The 19519-nt window shown below is 40.0% G+C and carries 14 protein-coding genes and 1 pseudogene; all 15 read left to right on the top strand.

Annotation, left to right across the window (positions count from 1 at the left end; all coding sequences use genetic code 11):
* The first annotated feature begins 25 nt into the window (after positions 1-25).
* Complete coding sequence (locus BN1609_RS07140) at positions 26-2344, top strand: DNA translocase FtsK (RefSeq protein WP_088840709.1); 2319 nt, start codon at positions 26-28, stop codon at positions 2342-2344.
* A gap of 300 nt (positions 2345-2644) precedes the next feature.
* A complete protein-coding gene (locus BN1609_RS07145; RefSeq protein WP_088809999.1) occupies positions 2645-3721 on the top strand; it encodes a BMP family protein in 1077 nt (358 codons plus the stop codon).
* Between the two features lie 355 nt (positions 3722-4076).
* Positions 4077-5615, top strand: coding sequence for an ABC transporter ATP-binding protein (locus BN1609_RS07150; protein ID WP_088810047.1), 1539 nt, complete (start codon positions 4077-4079; stop codon positions 5613-5615).
* 10 nt (positions 5616-5625) lie between these two features.
* Positions 5626-6669, top strand: a complete 1044-nt coding sequence (locus BN1609_RS07155; RefSeq protein ID WP_088810048.1) for an ABC transporter permease — start codon at positions 5626-5628, stop codon at positions 6667-6669.
* Entirely contained in the window at positions 6666-7616 is a 951-nt protein-coding gene (locus tag BN1609_RS07160; RefSeq protein WP_088810000.1) for an ABC transporter permease, read from the top strand. Before BN1609_RS07155 ends, BN1609_RS07160 begins: the two co-directional genes overlap by 4 nt.
* A gap of 125 nt (positions 7617-7741) precedes the next feature.
* Positions 7742-9026 (top strand): annotated as a pseudogene (gene yfmF / locus BN1609_RS07165) (EF-P 5-aminopentanol modification-associated protein YfmF).
* Complete coding sequence (yfmH, locus tag BN1609_RS07170; protein WP_088810004.1) at positions 9007-10296, top strand: EF-P 5-aminopentanol modification-associated protein YfmH; 1290 nt, start codon at positions 9007-9009, stop codon at positions 10294-10296. The pseudogene yfmF and the gene yfmH overlap by 20 nt, the downstream one beginning before the upstream one ends.
* A 107-nt stretch (positions 10297-10403) precedes the next feature.
* The gene (gene ymfI, locus BN1609_RS07175; RefSeq protein WP_088810005.1) at positions 10404-11135 is read left to right on the top strand and encodes an elongation factor P 5-aminopentanone reductase; all 732 of its coding nucleotides are present in this window, start codon (positions 10404-10406) and stop codon (positions 11133-11135) included.
* Positions 11136-11172: 37 nt separating this feature from the next.
* Complete coding sequence (locus tag BN1609_RS07180; RefSeq protein ID WP_088810007.1) at positions 11173-12132, top strand: RodZ family helix-turn-helix domain-containing protein; 960 nt, start codon at positions 11173-11175, stop codon at positions 12130-12132.
* Positions 12133-12208: 76 nt separating this feature from the next.
* Positions 12209-12787 (top strand): CDP-diacylglycerol--glycerol-3-phosphate 3-phosphatidyltransferase, encoded by a 579-nt coding sequence (gene pgsA / locus BN1609_RS07185; protein WP_088810008.1) that lies wholly within the window; start codon positions 12209-12211, stop codon positions 12785-12787.
* A 78-nt stretch (positions 12788-12865) separates the two neighbouring features.
* Positions 12866-14119 carry a competence/damage-inducible protein A gene (locus tag BN1609_RS07190; protein ID WP_088810010.1) on the top strand — a complete coding sequence of 418 codons (1254 nt, stop codon included), beginning with the start codon at positions 12866-12868 and terminating at the stop codon, positions 14117-14119.
* Between the two features lie 255 nt (positions 14120-14374).
* Entirely contained in the window at positions 14375-15424 is a 1050-nt protein-coding gene (gene recA, locus BN1609_RS07195) for a recombinase RecA (RefSeq protein WP_088810012.1), read from the top strand.
* Between the two features lie 292 nt (positions 15425-15716).
* On the top strand, positions 15717-17279 hold the full coding sequence (rny, locus tag BN1609_RS07200; protein WP_088810013.1) for a ribonuclease Y: 1563 nt from the start codon (positions 15717-15719) through the stop codon (positions 17277-17279).
* A 99-nt stretch (positions 17280-17378) separates the two neighbouring features.
* On the top strand, positions 17379-18104 hold the full coding sequence (locus BN1609_RS07205) for a YebC/PmpR family DNA-binding transcriptional regulator (RefSeq protein ID WP_088840710.1): 726 nt from the start codon (positions 17379-17381) through the stop codon (positions 18102-18104).
* Between the two features lie 49 nt (positions 18105-18153).
* Positions 18154-19500, top strand: coding sequence for an aldehyde dehydrogenase (locus BN1609_RS07210; protein WP_088810017.1), 1347 nt, complete (start codon positions 18154-18156; stop codon positions 19498-19500).
* Positions 19501-19519: the final 19 nt, after the last annotated feature.

A 19519-nucleotide genomic window follows, 5' to 3' on the forward strand; every position in this document is an offset into this window, starting at 1 on the left:
AACTGAGAATAAGGTGGGGAAAATATTGGCAACTCAAAAGAAAAAAACGGCGACGCGCAAACGAACAAATTCGCGTTCAAAGAAAAAAAATAATCCTATTTTTCGTTTCGAAATTACAGGTCTTATTTTAATTGCATTAGGACTCGTTGGTATATTCAAATTAGGGTTTATCGGCCAACACGTCTACGCGCTCGGCGAACTATTAGTTGGCTCGCTTAGCTATGGCCTGCTAATTGGCCTTGTTATTCTCGGTGGCTATTTGATGATTAAACGCGTGCGACCGAAAATGTTTTCGAAAAGACTCATTGGCATTTACTTAATATTTATCGGACTCGCAACCCTTTTACATATGACTTTTATCGCGCAAAACCTTCCAGCAGACAGAGCGTTTTTGGAATATTCTTGGGAAGTTGCGTTCACAAACCTCATTCACCCAAGCACTGTCCTAACCGTTGGGGGCGGAATGATTGGGGCTTTCGTGTCCTCGATTACTTATTTTCTCGTGTCTAAAGTAGGAACAAATATAATCGGACTTATTCTTGTCTTCGTAGGTTTGTGTTTTGCCTCTGGAGTTCCGCTTGCTGTTGTGAAAGAAAAAGTCAAACAAGCGGTAACTTTCGTCGTCCAAAAATGCAAAGCTTGGAATGAAAAAAGCAAAGAAAGAAAAGCTGAGCGCGAGCAAAAACAGCTAGCAAAAGAAAATGAATTACCAAAAGAAAATGAATTACCAAAAGAAAATGAATTACCAAAAGAACTAGCTGAGGAACCCAAAAAAGAAAACGTCGAAGAAAAATTGCCACCGATTATTTCTAATTTCAGCCAAAATCAAGCTCCAGAACCTGTTGTAGAAACTATCGCGGAGGAGAAAAAAGAGGAAGTTGTTCAAGCTGAATTGAAATTTGAACAAGAGTCTTTTGAAAATGAAATCTATCAATTGCCTTCTCTTGATTTATTGGTAGAAGCTAAGCCGACCGATCAATCTGCGGAGTATGACCAAATTAAAGCGAATGCTAGGAAACTGGAAGAAACATTTGAAAGTTTCGGTGTAAAGGCGAAAATAACACAGGTGCATTTAGGACCCGCTGTTACCAAATATGAAGTGCAACCCGCAGTTGGTGTGAAAGTAAGCCGAATTGTTTCGCTAAACGACGATATTGCGCTTGCCCTTGCAGCGAAAGATATCCGTATCGAGGCACCAATTCCAGGGAAATCGGCTATTGGTATTGAAGTTGCCAACCAAAATGTGGCAGTCGTCACATTGCGTGAAGTGCTTGAGAATAACAGCCAAAATAAACCTGAAGATAAACTCCAAATTGCGCTCGGGCGTGATATTTCCGGCGAGGCAACGTTAGCCCATTTAAACAAAATGCCTCATCTACTCGTTGCAGGTTCAACAGGTAGCGGGAAATCAGTTTGTATTAATGGCATCATCACAAGTATTTTACTCCGTGCCAAGCCGCATGAAGTGAAAATGATGATGATTGACCCTAAAATGGTCGAGCTAAATGTATATAATGGCATTCCACACTTATTAGCACCTGTCGTAACCAATCCGAAAAAAGCGGCACAAGCCTTGCAAAAAGTAGTCGCTGAAATGGAACGACGCTATGATTTGTTCTCACATACTGGGACACGAAACATGGAAGGATATAATGAACATGTTCGCCGCCATAACGAAGAAAATGAAGAAAAACAAGCAGAATTGCCATTTATTGTCGTCATTGTCGATGAGCTTGCTGATTTAATGATGGTTGCTTCAAATGATGTGGAAGATGCCATTACGAGACTCGCCCAAATGGCGCGTGCCGCTGGTATCCACCTCATTATTGCAACGCAACGTCCTTCTGTAGATGTCATAACGGGTGTAATTAAAGCAAATATTCCTTCACGCATTGCTTTTGCGGTTTCTAGCGCAACGGATTCGCGAACAATTCTAGACATGGGAGGCGCTGAGAAGTTACTAGGCCGTGGTGATATGTTGTTCTTACCTGTAGGTTCAAGTAAGCCAACACGTGTACAAGGTGCGTTTTTATCCGATGAAGAAGTAGAAAAAGTGGTGAATTTCGTGATTGCGCAACAAAAAGCGCAGTATAACGAAGAAATGATTCCAGATGATGTGCCTGATGTAGCAGAAGAAAGTGAAGATGAACTTTACAATGAAGCCGTCCAGCTTGTCATAGAGATGCAAACCGCTTCTGTTTCGATGTTACAACGGAAATTCAGAATTGGCTATAACCGGGCTGCTAGACTCGTTGACGAGATGGAGCAACGCGGAGTAGTCGGTCCACATGAAGGTAGTAAACCCCGCCGAGTGAACGTTGAACGAATTGAAGGGGAAGAATAATAACGAAAACCAGCTCATTTTTTGAACTGGTTTTTCTTTAGAAATAAATGTAAACGCTTACTAAGTGAACGGGTTTAGAATAAAAATAAATTTTCGGAATTTACTTGTATTTAAAAAATGTGACTTTCATTGTTTATTTCTAAGGCAGAACATGGTATATTAAAAACAGTTAGAGGTATACGTTTACAAAGAATTTTCGTTTTTAGCAAAAAGGGAACTTACATATCCTAAAAAGATACGAATGTTCGTAGTAAACCGTTAAATCTAGCTGACATTTTATCTCTTGGGAGGGGTTTGCAGGTGAAAAAGCGTACATTTGCTTTAGCACTAACAACAGTTTTAGCTTCTGCTTTAGTTTTGGGAGCTTGTGGTTCGAATGATTCGGATAGTAAAAGCGGAGGTAGCAAAGATAGTGATAAAAACTTCACTGTTGCTATGGTTACTGATACTGGCGGTGTAGATGATCGTTCATTTAACCAATCAGCTTGGGAAGGTCTTCAAGCGTTCGGTAAAGATAACGACATGAAAAAAGGTACAGATGGCTATAACTACTTGCAATCTGCATCTGAAGCTGATTACAAAACAAACTTAAACACAGCTGTTCGTTCTGATTATGATTTAATTTTCGGTATTGGTTACAAATTAAAAGAAGCGATTGAAACAGTTTCTAAGCAAAATCCAGATAATCACTTTGCTATTGTCGATGATAACATTGATGATCGTGATAATGTTGTAAGTATCGGATTTAAAGACAATGACGGATCTTTCTTAGTTGGTGTAGTAGCTGGACTTACTACGAAGACTGATAAAGTTGGTTTTGTCGGCGGTGTTAAGGGTGAAGTTATTGACCGTTTTGAAGCTGGTTTCACTGAAGGTGTAAAAGCTGTAAATCCTGATGCGAAAATTGATGTTCAATATGCAAATGATTTTGCAAAAGCAGATAAAGGACAACAAATTGCTTCGACAATGTATTCAAGCGGCGTAGATGTTATCTTCCATGCTGCTGGCGGCACTGGTAACGGTGTGTTTGCAGAAGCGAAAAACTTGAAGAAAAAAGATCCTAGCCGTGCTGTTTGGGTAATCGGTGTTGACCGTGACCAATGGGACGAAGGAAAAGTTAAAGCAAACGATGGTAAAGAGTACAATGTTACTTTAACTTCTGAAATTAAACGTGTTGATATCGCTGTTAAAGACTTATCTACTCGTGCTAAAGCAGGGGATTTCCCTGGTGGCGAGAAAATCGAATATGGTTTAGATAAGGATGCTGTTGGACTATCTCCACATCAAGAAAATATTTCTGCTGATATTCTGAAAAAAGTTGACGAATATAAGCAAAAAATTGTTGATGGTGAAATTAAAGTTCCAGAAAAACCGTGATGAAATAAAGACTGGCAAGGCCGCCTCCACTGGCGGCCTGTCATTCAATTTCTAAATGAAACCGCTTTCTAGTGATAGGTAAACCCTTTTACTAAGAAACCCAAAAGATATTTTTGTTTTTTTATAAATTATGATTGCATTGGAAAGCAAATAGAAATAAAATAAAGTGATGCCTTTTTTATTGATACTAGGATTTATCGTACATACATATTTTTACAGAAAAGTGCATTGATATAAACGGATAAAAAACTCGAGAATCGCTTTTAGACTGATCGGGGAGAGGCGGCGTCTTTCGTGAGAAATGCGCGAGTGGCTGTTTTTCCGTTTTGAAGAAGCGGATAAAGGGAGTGAGAATGTGGATTATGTTATTGAAATGTTAGGAATCAGAAAGGAGTTTTCTGGATTTGTAGCTAACGATAACATTACCTTACAGTTAAAGCAGGGAGAGATCCATGCTTTGTTAGGTGAAAATGGCGCAGGAAAGTCGACACTAATGAACGTACTATTCGGTTTGTATGAACCAGATGGTGGTGAAATTCGCGTAAGAGGTCAAAAAGAAGATATTCATAGCCCAAATAAAGCTAATGATCTCGGTATTGGAATGGTCCACCAACACTTTATGCTTGTCGACAAATTCACAGTGGCAGAAAATATTATTTTAGGTAAAGAACCTAATAAATTTGGCGTCATTGAACAGAAAAAGGCCATTCAAGAAATTCAAGAAATTTCTGATCGTTATGGTTTACGTGTAGATCCGCATGCCGTTGTACGAGATATCTCAATTGGAATGCAGCAACGTGTTGAAATTCTAAAAACACTTTATCGTGGTGCAGATATTTTAATTTTTGATGAACCAACAGCGGTGCTTACGCCGCAAGAAATTAAAGAGCTCATTCAAATTATGCGCGCTTTAATTAAAGAAGGGAAATCGATTATTTTAATTACGCACAAATTAAAAGAAATTATGGATGTATGTGACCGTGTCACTGTTATTCGACGTGGTAAAGGAATGGGAACTGTTAATGTTTCCGAAACAAATCCACAAGAACTAGCGAATATGATGGTTGGTCGTGAAGTCGTCTTTACAACGGAGAAAAAACCAGCTACTCCCGGTAAAGATGTTCTTGAAGTGAAAGACTTAGTAGTAAAAGAAGCACGAGGCGTTGAAAGCGTCCGTGGTTTAAACTTGTCTGTTCGTGCAGGAGAAATTGTTGGGATTGCTGGTGTAGATGGAAATGGACAAAGTGAATTGATTCAAGCCATTAGCGGTTTGACAAAAGTTTCGGCAGGCACGATTAAATTAAACGGACAATCTATTGAAAACAATAAACCGCGTAAAATTACAGAATCTGGGTTAGGACATATTCCAGAGGATCGCCATAAACATGGTTTAGTGCTCGAGATGAGTTTAGGCGAAAATATTGCGCTTCAAACGTATTATAAGAAACCAATCTCAAGTAAAGGCTTTTTAAATCATAAAGCGATGTATGATTTTGCGCGTGGTTTAATTGAAGAATATGATGTGCGCGCAAGTAGCGAATACGTGGCAGCAAAAGCCCTTTCAGGGGGGAATCAACAAAAAGCGATTATAGCTCGGGAAGTAAGTCGCGACCCTGATTTTCTTATTGCGGCTCAACCAACACGTGGGTTAGATGTTGGGGCAATCGAGTTTATTCACCGTCGCTTGATTGAGCAGCGCGATAAAGGAAAAGCGGTTCTTTTAATGTCGTTTGAACTTGATGAAATTATGAATGTGAGTGACCGAATCGCGGTTATTTACGAAGGCAAAATCGTAGCTATCGTGAAGCCAGAAGAAACAACGGAACAAGAACTAGGACTCTTAATGGCTGGCTCGAAAGTAAAGGCAGAAACGGAGGAAGAAGTTCATGAGTAAAGTCAAAAGTATGTTAAATGCACTTGTTATTCCCGTGACTGCCGTTATTTTGGGACTCATCTCCGGAGCTATCATCATGCTTGTTTTTGGCTATGATCCAATTGCTGGTTATTCCGCTCTGATTGACGGCGTTGTCGGTCAACCTTACTACATTGGTGAAACCATTCGTCAATCGACGCCTTACATTTTAGTCGGGCTTTCAGTAGCGGTTGCGTTTAAAGCAGGGCTTTTCAATATCGGAGCAGAAGGGCAAATGCTTATGGGCTGGCTAGGATCGATTATCGTAGCGCTACAATTTGATGGCTTAACGAAATGGATTCATTTGCCACTAGCCGTTATTGCCGGTATCCTTTTTGGCGCATTTTGGGCGTTCATTCCAGGGATATTAAAAGCAACTTTGCGCGTAAATGAAGTTATTGTAACTATCATGCTTAACTATACGGCGCTTTATATTTTCAACTATGTCGTTCAAAATCTCTTAACCGATGGGCTTGATAAAACCAAAACTGTTGGCGAAAGTGCTTCGCTACAATCCGCGTTCTTGCAAGAAATCACACAATATTCGACCTTGCACTGGGGGATTTTAATTGCACTTGGCTTCGCTTTAATTATTTGGCTGATGCTAAATAAAACAACATTTGGTTATGAAATTGAAGCAGTTGGTTTTAACGAAAACGCTTCCCAGTATGCCGGAATGAGCGTTAAGAAAACAATCGTTATGTCAATGGTCATTGCAGGTGGTCTAGCAGGACTTGGCGGCGTTATGGAAGGCCTTGGTACATATGGAAATGCATACGTCCTGAGTGCCTCGCCTGGTATCGGCTTTGACGGAATCGCCGTAGCCCTACTCGGCGGAAGCTCTCCGATTGGAATTATCTTCGCGGCTTTACTATTTGGTGCCCTTAAAATTGGTGCGCTCAATATGCCAGCTGTTGCAGGAGTTCCAAATGAATTAGTTAATGTCATCATCGCCCTTATTATTTTCTTTGTAGCATCTAGTTATATCATTCGTTGGACGATGGCGAAATTTAAGAAAGGGGCGAAAGCAGAATGACTGCGATTTTAGCAACGATAGTTTCCAGTACGTTACTCATGGCAGGACCACTAATTTTCACAGCACTTGGCGGCGTTTATTCTGAACGAGGCGGTGTCGTTAACATCGGGCTAGAAGGTATGATGGTCATGGGTGCATTCTCGGCAATCGTCTTTAACCTTACTTTTCAAGATGTCTTTGGTGCGTTAACTCCGTGGATATCACTAATTGCAGCGATGCTTGTTGGTGGGATATTTTCCCTTGTCCATGCAGTTGCAACGATTAATTTCCGTGCTGATCATGTTATTTCGGGTGTAGCGATTAACTTTTTAGCTACAGGACTTTCACTTTTTCTCGTAAAAGTCATTTATGATAAAGGTCAAACGGATCAAATCACCTATTATTTTGGGAAACCGGATATTCCTGGTTTAAAAGATATTCCATTCATTGGTGAAATTTTCTTCATGAATGTGCCAGTTATGAGTTATGTGGCGATTTTATTCGCAATACTCTCTTGGTTCATCATTTATAAAACACGTTTTGGACTTCGTCTTCGTTCGGTTGGGGAGCATCCGCTTGCGGCTGACACGATGGGGATAAAAGTACGCTTCATGCGTTATCAAGGTGTGATTATTTCTGGTATTTTAGGTGGCCTAGGTGGTGCTGTATACGCACAGTCCTTTACGTTAGACTTCGGTCATGCAACAATTTCAGGACAAGGTTACATGGCGCTAGCTGCCATGATCTTTGGTAAATGGAATCCGCTTGGCGCAATGGGCGCTGCTATTTTCTTTGGATTTGCACAATGTCTTGCCATCACGGGAGGCTCATTGCCATTCTTCAAAGAAATCCCAGATATCTATTTACAAATTGCACCTTACGTCTTAACAATCTTGGCACTTGTCGGCTTCATTGGTAAAGCAGAAGCGCCAAAAGCAGACGGCATCAATTACATTAAAGGAAAATAATACCCTTATAAATATGCGCACAAGCTGAGCCTCTGCATTTTGCAGAGGCTCAGCTTTTAGAATTGTACTTCCGCAGCAGTTACGCTAAAATGAGGGGTAGGGTAAAATCGGAAGGAGCCTTCAATATGGATTATTATCAAGAAAAATTAGGAACAATACATACAACATTTATTCAAACGGGAAAATTTAAATCAAATCGTATTGTATTTAAGTTTCGTTCGCCGTTAAAACGTGAAACAATTACGAAACGATCGCTTCTTGCTATGATGCTTGAAACGAATAATGCTACATATAAAACGCAAACGACCTTTAGGCGGCGGCTTGCTTATTTGTACGGCGCCAATTTTTTTACTTCGGTCGAGAAAAAAGGCAATGAGCATATCATTACGGCTGTCTTAGATATGGTGGACGGGCAGCTTGTGCCAGAAGGAGAACAACTTTTAGCCGATGCGTTTGCTTTTTTAAACGAAGTGTTTTTCAACCCAAATGTGTCTGAAAAAGCTTTTGATGTAGAAACGTTTGCTCGGGAAAAAGTGAACTTGAAGAGTCGACTTGAGAGCGTTTATGACGATAAAATTCGTTATGCGAATATGCGCCTTATCGAGGAAATGTTCGCAGATGACGTTTTTCAATATCCGGCTGCGGGCATTCTTTCAGAGCTTGAGGGTATCACCGCAGAAAATCTTTATTCTTATTATCAAGAATTTCTTCGCGAAGATACGATTGAACTGTTCATATGTGGTAATTTGTCACGTGATGAAGTAGCTCCTTTTGTGAAAAAATTAGGTTTTAGTGAACGCGAAATGAAAGAGCTAACGGTTGTCCCGTCAAAACCAGCAACTGCTGAACGTTTGATTACCGAAAACCAACCCATCAACCAAGCAAAGCTCGTGTTAGGCTACCATACGGGCGTTTTATTCGGTGACCCTGATTTTGTCCCACTGCAAATTGCAAACGGCTTATTGGGTGGCTACGCGAATTCGAAAATTTTTATCAATGTCCGTGAAAAAGCGAGTCTGGCGTATTATGCCTCTAGCCGAGTAGATTCCTTTAAAGGATTTATGCTCATTTCAGCAGGCATTGACGAAAAAAATCGCGAACAAGCAATGACGATTATTAAAGAACAAGTCGCCGCAATGAAAGCTGGAGATTTTACGGAAGAAGAGCTTGAGCAAACAAAAGAATTGTATATCAACCAATTGCTTGAAACAAGTGACGGCGCCCAAGGACTAATTGAGCTGGCGTATAGTAACGTGCTTAAAAAGAGCGATTTAACGCTTGAAAATTGGATCCGAAAAATTAGAGCGACGACAAAAGCAGAAGTTGTTGCCGCGATACAAAAAATTCAAGAAGATACGATTTATTTCTTGGAGAAAGGTGAGTGAGTTTGATGGAAAAAATCGATTTTAAACAAGTTGGCGAAAGCGTTTATCATGAACAGCTTGATAATGGTTTGAAAGTGTACTTGCTGCCCAAAAAAGGATTCAGTAAAACATTTGCGATTTTTACAACGAATTACGGTTCGATTGATAATACCTTTGTTCCACTTGGCGAAACGGAAATGAAACATGTTCCAGACGGTATTGCTCACTTTTTAGAGCATAAGATGTTTGAAAAAGAGGAAGGCGATATCTTCTTTAAATTCGGGGAAAAAGGGGCTTTTACAAATGCCTTTACATCTTTTACTAGAACCGCTTATCTGTTTTCGGGGACATCAAACATTCCGGAAAACTTAGAAACACTACTTAATTTTGTACAAGAACCTTACTTTACAAAAGAAACGGTTGAGAAGGAAAAAGGAATTATCGGTCAGGAAATTCGAATGTATGACGATGATGCTGACTTTCGCGCTTATTTCGGCGTAATTGAAAATATGTATAAAGAGCATCCAGTTAAAATTGACATTGCGGGAACGGTTGAATCCATCGCGGAAATCGACAAAGATTTGCTATATCTTTGCTACCACACGTTTTATCATCCAAGCAATATGGTGTTATTTGTTGTCGGACAACTTGAGCCAGAGGAAATGATGGCAGACATTCGTAAAAATCAAAGTGAAAAATCGTTTGCTCCGCCAGCTGAAATAAAACGTTCTTTCCCGAACGAACAAAAACAAGTGGCTATGAAGCATAGAAATGTATCATTTCCTGTGCAAGTAGCGAAAGTTTTAGTGGGCGTGAAAGAGGATATCGGGTTATTGCGTGGTTTTGAAGCAGTTAAACATGAAATGACGGCGGATATTGCGCTAGAAATTTTATTTGGAACAACATCAGAAAACTATTTAAACCTTTACAATGCGGGCGTCATTGATGACACATTTGGGTTTGATTATTCGCTACAAGACAGCTTTTCGTTTGTGATTATTGGTGGGGATGCCGAGGACCCTGATGCACAGTCAAAAGCGATTCAAGACGCTATTTTTAAAAGCGCCAAAGAAGGTGTATCAGCAGAAACGATAGAACTTGTTAAGCGTAAAAAAATCGGGCAATTTTTGAGATCGCTTAATTCACCTGAATTTATTGCCAATCAGTTTAGTCAATATATTTTAGAAGATGCCTCATTATTTGATATTCCAGAAGCACTTGAAGCGGTGACTAAATCGGACATTGATTCTTTTATCCAATCTCTGGCTGATGAGGATAAAATTACAACTTTCACCCTTTTACCTGAACAAAATTAAAGAAAAGTATAAAATCTCAAGTTTTTATGAGCAAACTCAACGAAAAAATGGTATTATAAACGAAGTCATGCTATTATGAATTTAATAGGTTTTCAGGGAGTTTTAAAATGGATAAAACATATAAATATGCTTTTATAACTGGAGCAAGTGGTGAAATTGGACAAGCAATTGCGAGGCGTCTTGCAAAGGATGGTTTCCATCTTTATTTGCATTATCACAAGAATTTCGAAAGTATTAAAGAAATTATGGCTGAATTTGCTAATTCGCAAGTCGATATTTTTCCAATCCAAGCTGATTTTAGAAATCCTGAAAGTTTAATAAACATTGTGGACTCCATTTTTCAACTTGATGTTTTTGTTCATGCTGCTGGGGAATCTGAATATACACTTTTTATGGATAGTTCAGATGCATCATTGAAACATCTTTATCAAATACATGTTGAAATGCCGCTCCGCTTAGTTCGCACTTTTTTACCCAAAATACAAAAGAGCGAGTGTGGCAAAATTCTTTTTATAAGTTCTATTTGGGGAGAAGTTGGAGCAGCAATGGAAGTTGTATACTCAACAATGAAAGGTGCACAGCTTGCTTTTGTAAAAGCGTTAAGCAAAGAAATAGCGTATACTGGAACGACCGTCAATGCGATTACACCAGGCGCTGTAGATACGACGATGCTAGAGCGTTTTTCTGAAAGTGAAAAGGCTGACTTAAAGCAGGAAATTCCGTTAGGACGACTTGCTACACCTGTTGATGTTGCAAATGCCGCTTCTTATTTGCTGAGTGATGAAAATAATTATATTACTGGACAGACTCTGGGTGTTAATGGTGGCTGGAACATGTGATAGATAAATTAAGATTTAATATGGTAGGTGTTTTATATTGACTGATTTAGGCGACAAACTGAAAGCTGCACGTCGAGAAAAAGGACTCAGTTTGGATGATTTACAGCAAATTACTAAAATTCAAAAAAGATATTTAGTTGCAATTGAAGAGGGCAACTATTCGGTTATGCCTGGTAAATTTTATACGCGTGCTTTTATTAAACAATATGCGGAAGCAGTCGATTTAGACAGCGCAGAATTATTTACTGAATTCGAATCGGAAGTTCCTTATTCGCAACAAGAAGTGGTGAACCAAGAGCAAAGTAGGGCACAAAAAAAGGCGGCGCCACTTACAACGCATTCTGTTGGCGGGTCTGCTTCAACGCGAAATCGTTTTTTTGATATTTTACCAAAAGTGCTTATTGCGCTCTTTATCCTGTTTATTCTCTTTATTATTTGGTATTTTGTTTTTGCCAATAAATCAAATGATGATCAGGTGACTTCGACGAACGATAATCAAACGGTTAAAGTTCAGGACGATACCGGTTCTTCGACAAAAAAATCAACTAATAGTGATGATGAGGCGAAGAAAAAAGAAGAAGAGCAAAAAGCTGCTGATGCTAAGAAGAAAGAAGAAGAAGCGAAAAAAGAGGAAGACAAACAAGTTACGATTACAAAAGGTGAAACACAAGGTAATGCAACAACGTATACAGTCGCAAATGCGGATAAGCTAACGATTGAATTATCAGCATCTGGTGGCGATAGCTGGGTAGGCGTTTCTACAGAAGCAGGCGCTAACATTTATAACGGTATTTTAAAAGACGGGGAAAAGAGTGAAGCCATTGATGGTGGTGAAAACAAAACCATTTCGATTGTTGTTGGTAATGCCCCTGTAACTACTGTTAAAATAAACGGCGAAACGCTCGAACTTGCACCAACGCTAGTGAAGCAAGTATTAACTGTGACACTTCAAGACAATAGTGATGACAGTACAAATAGTTCAACGACATCTAATTAGTAACATAAAAGAGGTATAGGTGATTGCTTGCCTATACTTTCTTTATGAATAATAGTAAAAGATGGGAGATGGAAGAATGAATTTACCTAATAAACTCACGGTGGCACGTATTATTTTAATTCCGATTTTTGTCATTATTTGTGTTGTGCCATTTTCATGGGGAAATGTTGAATGGTTGGATTCTACAATTCCTGTAACAAGTTTAATTGCGACAATCATTTTTGTTGTTGCGGCACTAACGGATTGGTTTGATGGGCACCTAGCTCGGAAATACAATCTCATTACCAATTTTGGTAAATTTGCGGATCCAATGGCGGACAAACTACTTGTTACAGCGGCATTCATCATTTTGGTCGAAATGAATATCGCGCCAGCTTGGATTGTCATTTTAATTATTAGCCGTGAACTTGCCGTAACAGGCTTGCGTTTACTTCTTGTTGAGGGAGGCGAAGTGCTTGCTGCTGGGCAACTTGGAAAAATAAAAACATTTACACAGATGATTGCAATTCCGTTAATGTTTTTAGACAATTTCCCATTTGCTTGGACGGGAATTCGCGTCGATATGATTTTCCTATATGTCTGCGCATTTTTCGCAGTTTGGTCGGGAATCGACTATTTTTATAAAAATCGTGGAGTTTTCAAAGGCTCTATGTAACAAACAGAAATACTTCAGCCAAGCAATTTTTGGAGGAAGTATTTTGTTTTTTCTCGTTAAATTAAAAGGGGTGTGGATATGGTACGTGCAGAAATCATTGCGGTCGGAACAGAAATTTTAATGGGTCAAATTGTAAACTCAAACGCCGCTTTTTTATCCAAAGAGTTAGCGAATGTTGGCATTTTTGTTTATCATCATACGGTGGTAGGAGATAATCCTGAGCGCCTTCATGAAGTCATTACGATTGCTGAGAAGCGGAGTGACCTCCTTATTTTTACTGGCGGCTTAGGGCCAACGCAAGACGATTTGACGAAACAAGTTTTAGCGAGTCATCTTCATAAAAATTTGGTGGAGGATGCGTTTCATCTAGATAAAATAACGAACTACTTTGCCGCAAGCAAGCGGGCGATGACGGAAAACAATAAATTGCAGGCGCTAGTCATTGAAGGTTCCACTGTCTTACAAAATGACTTTGGGTTTGCAGCGGGCATGTTTTTCGAGTTGGAAAACAAAAATTATATGCTCCTGCCTGGACCTCCGTCGGAAATGAAGCCAATGTTTCAGCAGTATGCGAAACCGCTCCTCAAAAGTTCACTAGGGGAAGCAGTTCATTTAGAGTCGAAAATAATGCATTTTTTCGGTATCGGCGAGTCAAAACTAGCTGCTGATTTACATGATTTAATTGAGAAGCAGACGAACCCGACTATCGCAACATATGCAACGGATAATGAAGTTGAAATTCGAATTACAGCTTCAGCCGCAACAAAAGAAGAAGCGAATAAATTACTTTTCGAAACGGAGCAGGAAATTTTAAAACGAGATGGTGAATTTTTATATGGTTACGGTGAGGCGTCCCTTGCAGATGTAGTCATTTCGAAGTTGTTAAAAGAAAAAATAACGATTTCTGCGGCCGAAAGTTTAACGGCAGGGCTTTTTCAAGCTGAATTAGGAGCTACAACAGGTATATCGGATATTTTTAAAGGCGGTATGGTGACATACAGCACTGAAATGAAAAAGGATGTTCTTGGTGTTTCAGAAAATATTATTGCTGAACACGGCGTAGTAAGTTCAGAATGTGCGAAAGCGATGGCTGAAAATATACGCAAGCTGTGTGATGCAAAAATGGGAATTAGTTTTACTGGCGTAGCTGGACCAGGTGAATTAGATGGACACTTACCAGGAACAGTTTTTATTGGCCTTAGTGTTGCAGGCTTCAAAACGGAAACATATTCTTTTGTTTTTGGGCGAGATCGGAATCATAATCGAAATCGTGCGGTAAAACAAGGATTTCAAATTATTAATCACTTTTTAGCGGAAAAGATGGGTTTTTGATTAAGGCGAAAAGGCTGTGAAGTACTGTAAAAAGTAAGAAACGGCGCTGAAAAAAGAGTTGGACGAACAGCTATAGCACGCGTTATAATACTTGTGTGAGAATGTTAAAAAGCGATTTTTAAAAAATGCGAATAAATGTTCGCTTTTTGCTTGATTCTTAATTTGAAATAAGGTATAGTTACTTTAGGAATTTAAATTAAGAGAATTTCAAATTGAGAAATATGACTAAGAGAGATATATAGAGGAGGCAATAACGTGAACGATCGTCAAGCTGCTTTAGACCAAGCTTTAAAATCCATTGAAAAACAATTTGGTAAAGGTTCTATTATGAAATTAGGTGAACATAGTGACCAAAATATTTCCACTGTTTCAAGCGGCTCATTAGCTCTTGATATTGCTTTAGGCGTCGGTGGGTATCCTAGAGGAAGAATTATTGAAACTTACGGGCCAGAAAGTTCTGGTAAAACGACCGTTGCCCTTCATGCCATTGCTGAAGTGCAAAAACAAGGTGGAACAGCTGCCTTTATTGATGCTGAACATGCTTTAGATCCAACATATGCGAAAAATTTAGGTGTCAATATCGATGAATTATTGCTTTCACAACCAGATACAGGTGAACAAGCGCTTGAAATTGCAGAAGCACTTGTAAGAAGTGGCGCAGTAGATATGTTAGTTATTGACTCCGTTGCTGCATTAGTTCCACGCGCGGAAATTGAAGGGGAGATGGGGGACGCCCATGTAGGTCTTCAAGCTCGTTTGATGTCGCAAGCTTTGCGTAAATTATCAGGTGTTATTAATAAATCCAAAACCATTGCGATTTTCATCAACCAGATTCGTGAAAAAGTTGGTGTAATGTTTGGTAATCCAGAAACAACGCCAGGTGGACGTGCATTGAAATTCTATTCGACAATTCGTTTAGAAGTTCGTCGCGCTGAACAGTTGAAACAAGGAACCGAAGTGATTGGGAATAAAACGAAAATTAAAGTTGTTAAAAACAAGGTGGCACCACCATTCCGAGTGGCTGAAGTAGATATCATGTACGGGGAAGGAATTTCTCGTGAAGGTGAACTTGTTGATATGGCTTCTGAAGTAGATGTAATCAATAAGAGCGGTTCATGGTACTCCTACAATGAGGAACGTATTGGTCAAGGTCGTGAAAACGCGAAACAATTCTTAAAAGAGCATCCAGAAATTCGGGATGAAATTTCAACGCGTGTTCGTGCGGAGTATGGCATTGACGCGAGTTCAGAACAAGCTAGTACACCAGATGCAGATGAAGAATTTAGTCTTTTAGAAGACGAATAAAATAAAAGTAAAGCCTAGTTTATAGTTGAATATAAACTAGGCTTTTTGTATAAAACAGGCGAAAAGGTATTTTTTCTCGTATTATTCTGCCCTTTCCTTGACAATACGTATATTCAAATATAAAATTAGATTGTATATTTTACATTTGCTAAAGAGTGATGATGGAAAATAAAACTGCTTTTTAGTAAAGTTGGAGTCTATCCAGCTAATGATAGAAAATACACTTTGTGCCAATCATTTTTGGCCACCGACATAATGATAACGAAAACTGAATAGCGAAGGAGGTGTAAGGATGAGCGTAGTAGTCGCAATCATCTCCGGTTTGCTTTTCTTAATCGTCGGTTTGGTTGTCGGCTCACTTATTTATAAAGCTAGTTCTGAAAAGAAACTGGTTGCTGCTCGTGGAACAGCTGAATTAATCGTTGAAGATGCTAAAAAAGAGGCGGAAACAACGAAAAAAGAAGCGTTGCTAGAAGCAAAAGAAGAGAGCCATAGAGTACGTACTGAAATCGAAAATGAACTTCGTGGGCGAAGAGGAGAGTTACAGAAACAAGAAAATCGCTTATTGCAAAGGGAGGAAAACCTCGACCGTAAAGATACTTCTTTAAGTAAAAGAGAAGGTACACTCGAGAAAAAAGAGGAGAATATCAGTAAACGACAACAACATATTGAAGAGAAGGAAAGCAAAATTGATGAGATGATTCAAAAAGAGCAAGATGAGCTCGAACGCATTTCCGCACTCACTAAAGAAGAAGCGAAAAAAGTCATCCTTAACCAAGTAGAAGAGGAGCTTTCTCATGATACAGCTATCATGGTGAAGGAATCTGAAAGCAAGGCGAAGGAAGAAGCGGACAAAAAAGCGAAAAACATTTTATCACTTGCCATTCAACGATGTGCGGCAGATCATGTTGCTGAAACGACAGTATCTGTTGTAACACTTCCAAACGATGAAATGAAAGGTCGAATTATTGGGCGTGAAGGACGAAATATCCGTACGCTTGAAACACTAACTGGTATTGATTTAATTATCGATGATACGCCAGAAGCTGTAATTTTATCAGGTTTTGATCCGGTTCGCCGTGAAATTGCGCGAATTGCACTGGAAAAATTAGTTCAAGATGGACGAATTCACCCGGCACGTATTGAAGAAATGGTCGACAAAGCACGTAAAGAAGTGGATGAGCACATCCGTGAAGTTGGGGAACAAGCTACTTTCGAAATTGGGATTCATTCGATTCACCCAGACTTAATTAAAATTTTAGGTCGTTTGCGTTACCGTACAAGTTACGGACAAAATGTTTTAAATCATTCACTGGAAGTTGCTAAACTGGCTGGAATTTTAGCTGGGGAGCTTGGTGAAGATGTGACACTGGCAAAACGCGCTGGCTTACTTCATGATATTGGGAAAGCAATTGACCATGAGATTGAAGGTAGTCACGTTGAAATTGGTGTCGAATTAGCGACGAAATACAAAGAAAATGATGTTGTCATTAACAGTATTGCTTCCCATCACGGGGATACTGAGCCGACATCTGTCATTGCTGTTTTAGTTGCTGCTGCGGATGCGCTTTCTGCTGCTAGACCAGGCGCGCGTAGTGAAACACTTGAAAATTACATCCGTCGTTTAGAAAAACTGGAAGAAATTTCGGAATCTTACGAGGGTGTTGAAAAATCGTATGCCATTCAAGCTGGACGTGAAGTTCGGATTATGGTTGAGCCAGACGAAATTGATGATTTAGCATCATATCGCCTAGCTAGAGATATTCGCAAACGTATTGAAGAAGAACTTGATTATCCAGGACACATTAAAGTAACGGTGATTCGGGAAACAAGAGCGGTTGAATACGCGAAATAAAGAAGAGCACTCGGAGAAATCTGGGTGCTTTTCTTTTGCCTATAAACTTGCATGGCTAGATTGAATACGTTAGAATTTTAATGAAGGAGTGAGCGGATTATGGCGGGGCATTCAAAATGGAAGAATATTCAAGGAAGAAAAAATGCGCAGGATTCAAAACGGGCGAAGGTTTTTCAGAAGCTTGCCAAGGAAATTTATGTGGCGGCGAAAAGTGGAGCTGATCCCGCATTAAATCCTGCACTCAGACTTGTTATGGATAAGGCGAAAGCGGCGAATATGCCAAATGATAATATGGAACGCGCAATTCAAAAGGCGGCTGGCAATCAGGCGGGGGAAAACTATGACGAAATTTCCTACGAAGGGTATGGTCCAGGTGGTGTGGCTGTTTTGGTGCATGCGCTTACGGATAATAAAAACCGTACGGGGACGAATGTGCGCGTTGCTTTCAATAAAAATGGCGGCAGTTTAGGGGAAACGGGTAGTGTGGCTTATATGTTTAATCGGAAAGGCTACTTAGTTGTGTTGCGGGAAAATTTAGACCTCAGTGAAGATGAATTCATTCTACTTGCGATTGAGGCGGGCGCTGAAGATATTATTACGAGTGATGAAGCGTTTGAAGTCTTTACGGCGCCAGCGGATTTTACGGTGGTGAAAGATGAGTTGGAGCAGGCAGGCTTAAAATTTGAAGCGGCAGAACTTACGATGCAACCTACGCTTTATCAGGAAGTTCCAGAAAATAAGCGCGCTGAATTTGACAAGATGATTAGCATTTTAGAAGACGATGATGATGTGCAAGAAGTTTATACAAACTCGAATAACGACTAAACGAGAGAGGTGCCGACAAAATGTGGCGCCTTTTTTAGGAGGGAAAACCATGCAAATTAGTGATATTATGGGGCGGCAAAAAGCTTATTTTGATGAGGGGCATACGAAGCGTTTTCTACACCGAAAAACAACGCTTGAAAATTTGGCGATGCTATTGAAAGAAAACGAAAAACTGTTTTTGGAAGCACTCGAAAAGGACTTGGGGAAGAGCAATTCTGAGGCATACATGACAGAGATTGGGATTATTTATGAAGAGATTTCTTTTGCTTTAAAGCATTTGAAAAAATGGATGCGTGTCGAGAAAGTGAAGACGAGCTTGACGCATGTTGGTTCCAAGGGATTTATTCAACGTGAGCCGTACGGCACGGTGCTTGTAGTCGCCCCGTGGAATTACCCGTACCAATTAGCGCTCGCACCACTGATTGGGGCCATTGCAGCTGGGAATACGGTGATTTTAAAACCATCGGAACTCGCACCTCATACAGCACAAGTGCTGATGCACGTTTTATCGCGCTTTCGTGAAGAAATCATTGCGGTTGTAAATGGTGGCGTGGACGTGACGACGGAATTGCTGGATCAAAAAATGGACTATATTTTCTTTACGGGTTCGACGCACGTTGGGAAAATTGTGATGCAAAAAGCGGCGAATCATTTGACTCCTGTCACGCTTGAACTTGGTGGAAAGAGTCCGCTTGTTGTGATGAACGATGCAAATATGAAGCTGGCTGCAAAACGCATTGCTTTCGGAAAATGGGTGAATGCTGGGCAAACGTGCATTGCACCGGATTATGTTTTAGTTCAGGACGACATTTATGATGAATTTAAAGCGGAGCTTCGAGAAGCGATAACGGAACTTTACGGTGGAAACCCTCTGATGAATGAAGCATACGGAAGGATTGTAAACGAGGCGCATTTTAAACGGCTTCAAAGCTATGTGCCAGATGCATTCGTCGATGAAGCGAATTTGAAAATGGCGCCGTACCTTTTGGAAGCGCCAGATTTGGATAGTCCTGTGATGCGGGAGGAAATTTTTGGTCCGATTTTGCCACTCATTCGTTTTGCGGAGACAGAAGATGCGATTCGGTTTATTCGTGAGCGTCCTAAGCCGCTTGCGCTTTATCTTTTTACTGCAAGTCGAAAAATCGAGCGGAAGTTTCTTTTTAAAACATCTTCTGGTGGTGTGTGCATTAATGATACGCTGATGCACATTGCTACGCCTTATTTGCCGTTTGGTGGTGTGGGTGATAGCGGCACGGGGAACTATCACGGGGAAGCCAGTTTTCGGACGTTTTCGCACGAGAAAAGTGTGCTGCGGCAGACGACTGCTTTTGATATGAAATTTCGTTATCCGAATTCGAAATATCGGGAAAAATTATTGCGTTTCTTTTTAAAATAAGTTGCGGAAGCTTCTACTT

It is taken from the genome of Listeria sp. ILCC797 (assembly GCF_900186185.1).
Taxonomy (GTDB): Bacteria; Bacillota; Bacilli; order Lactobacillales; family Listeriaceae; genus Listeria; species Listeria goaensis.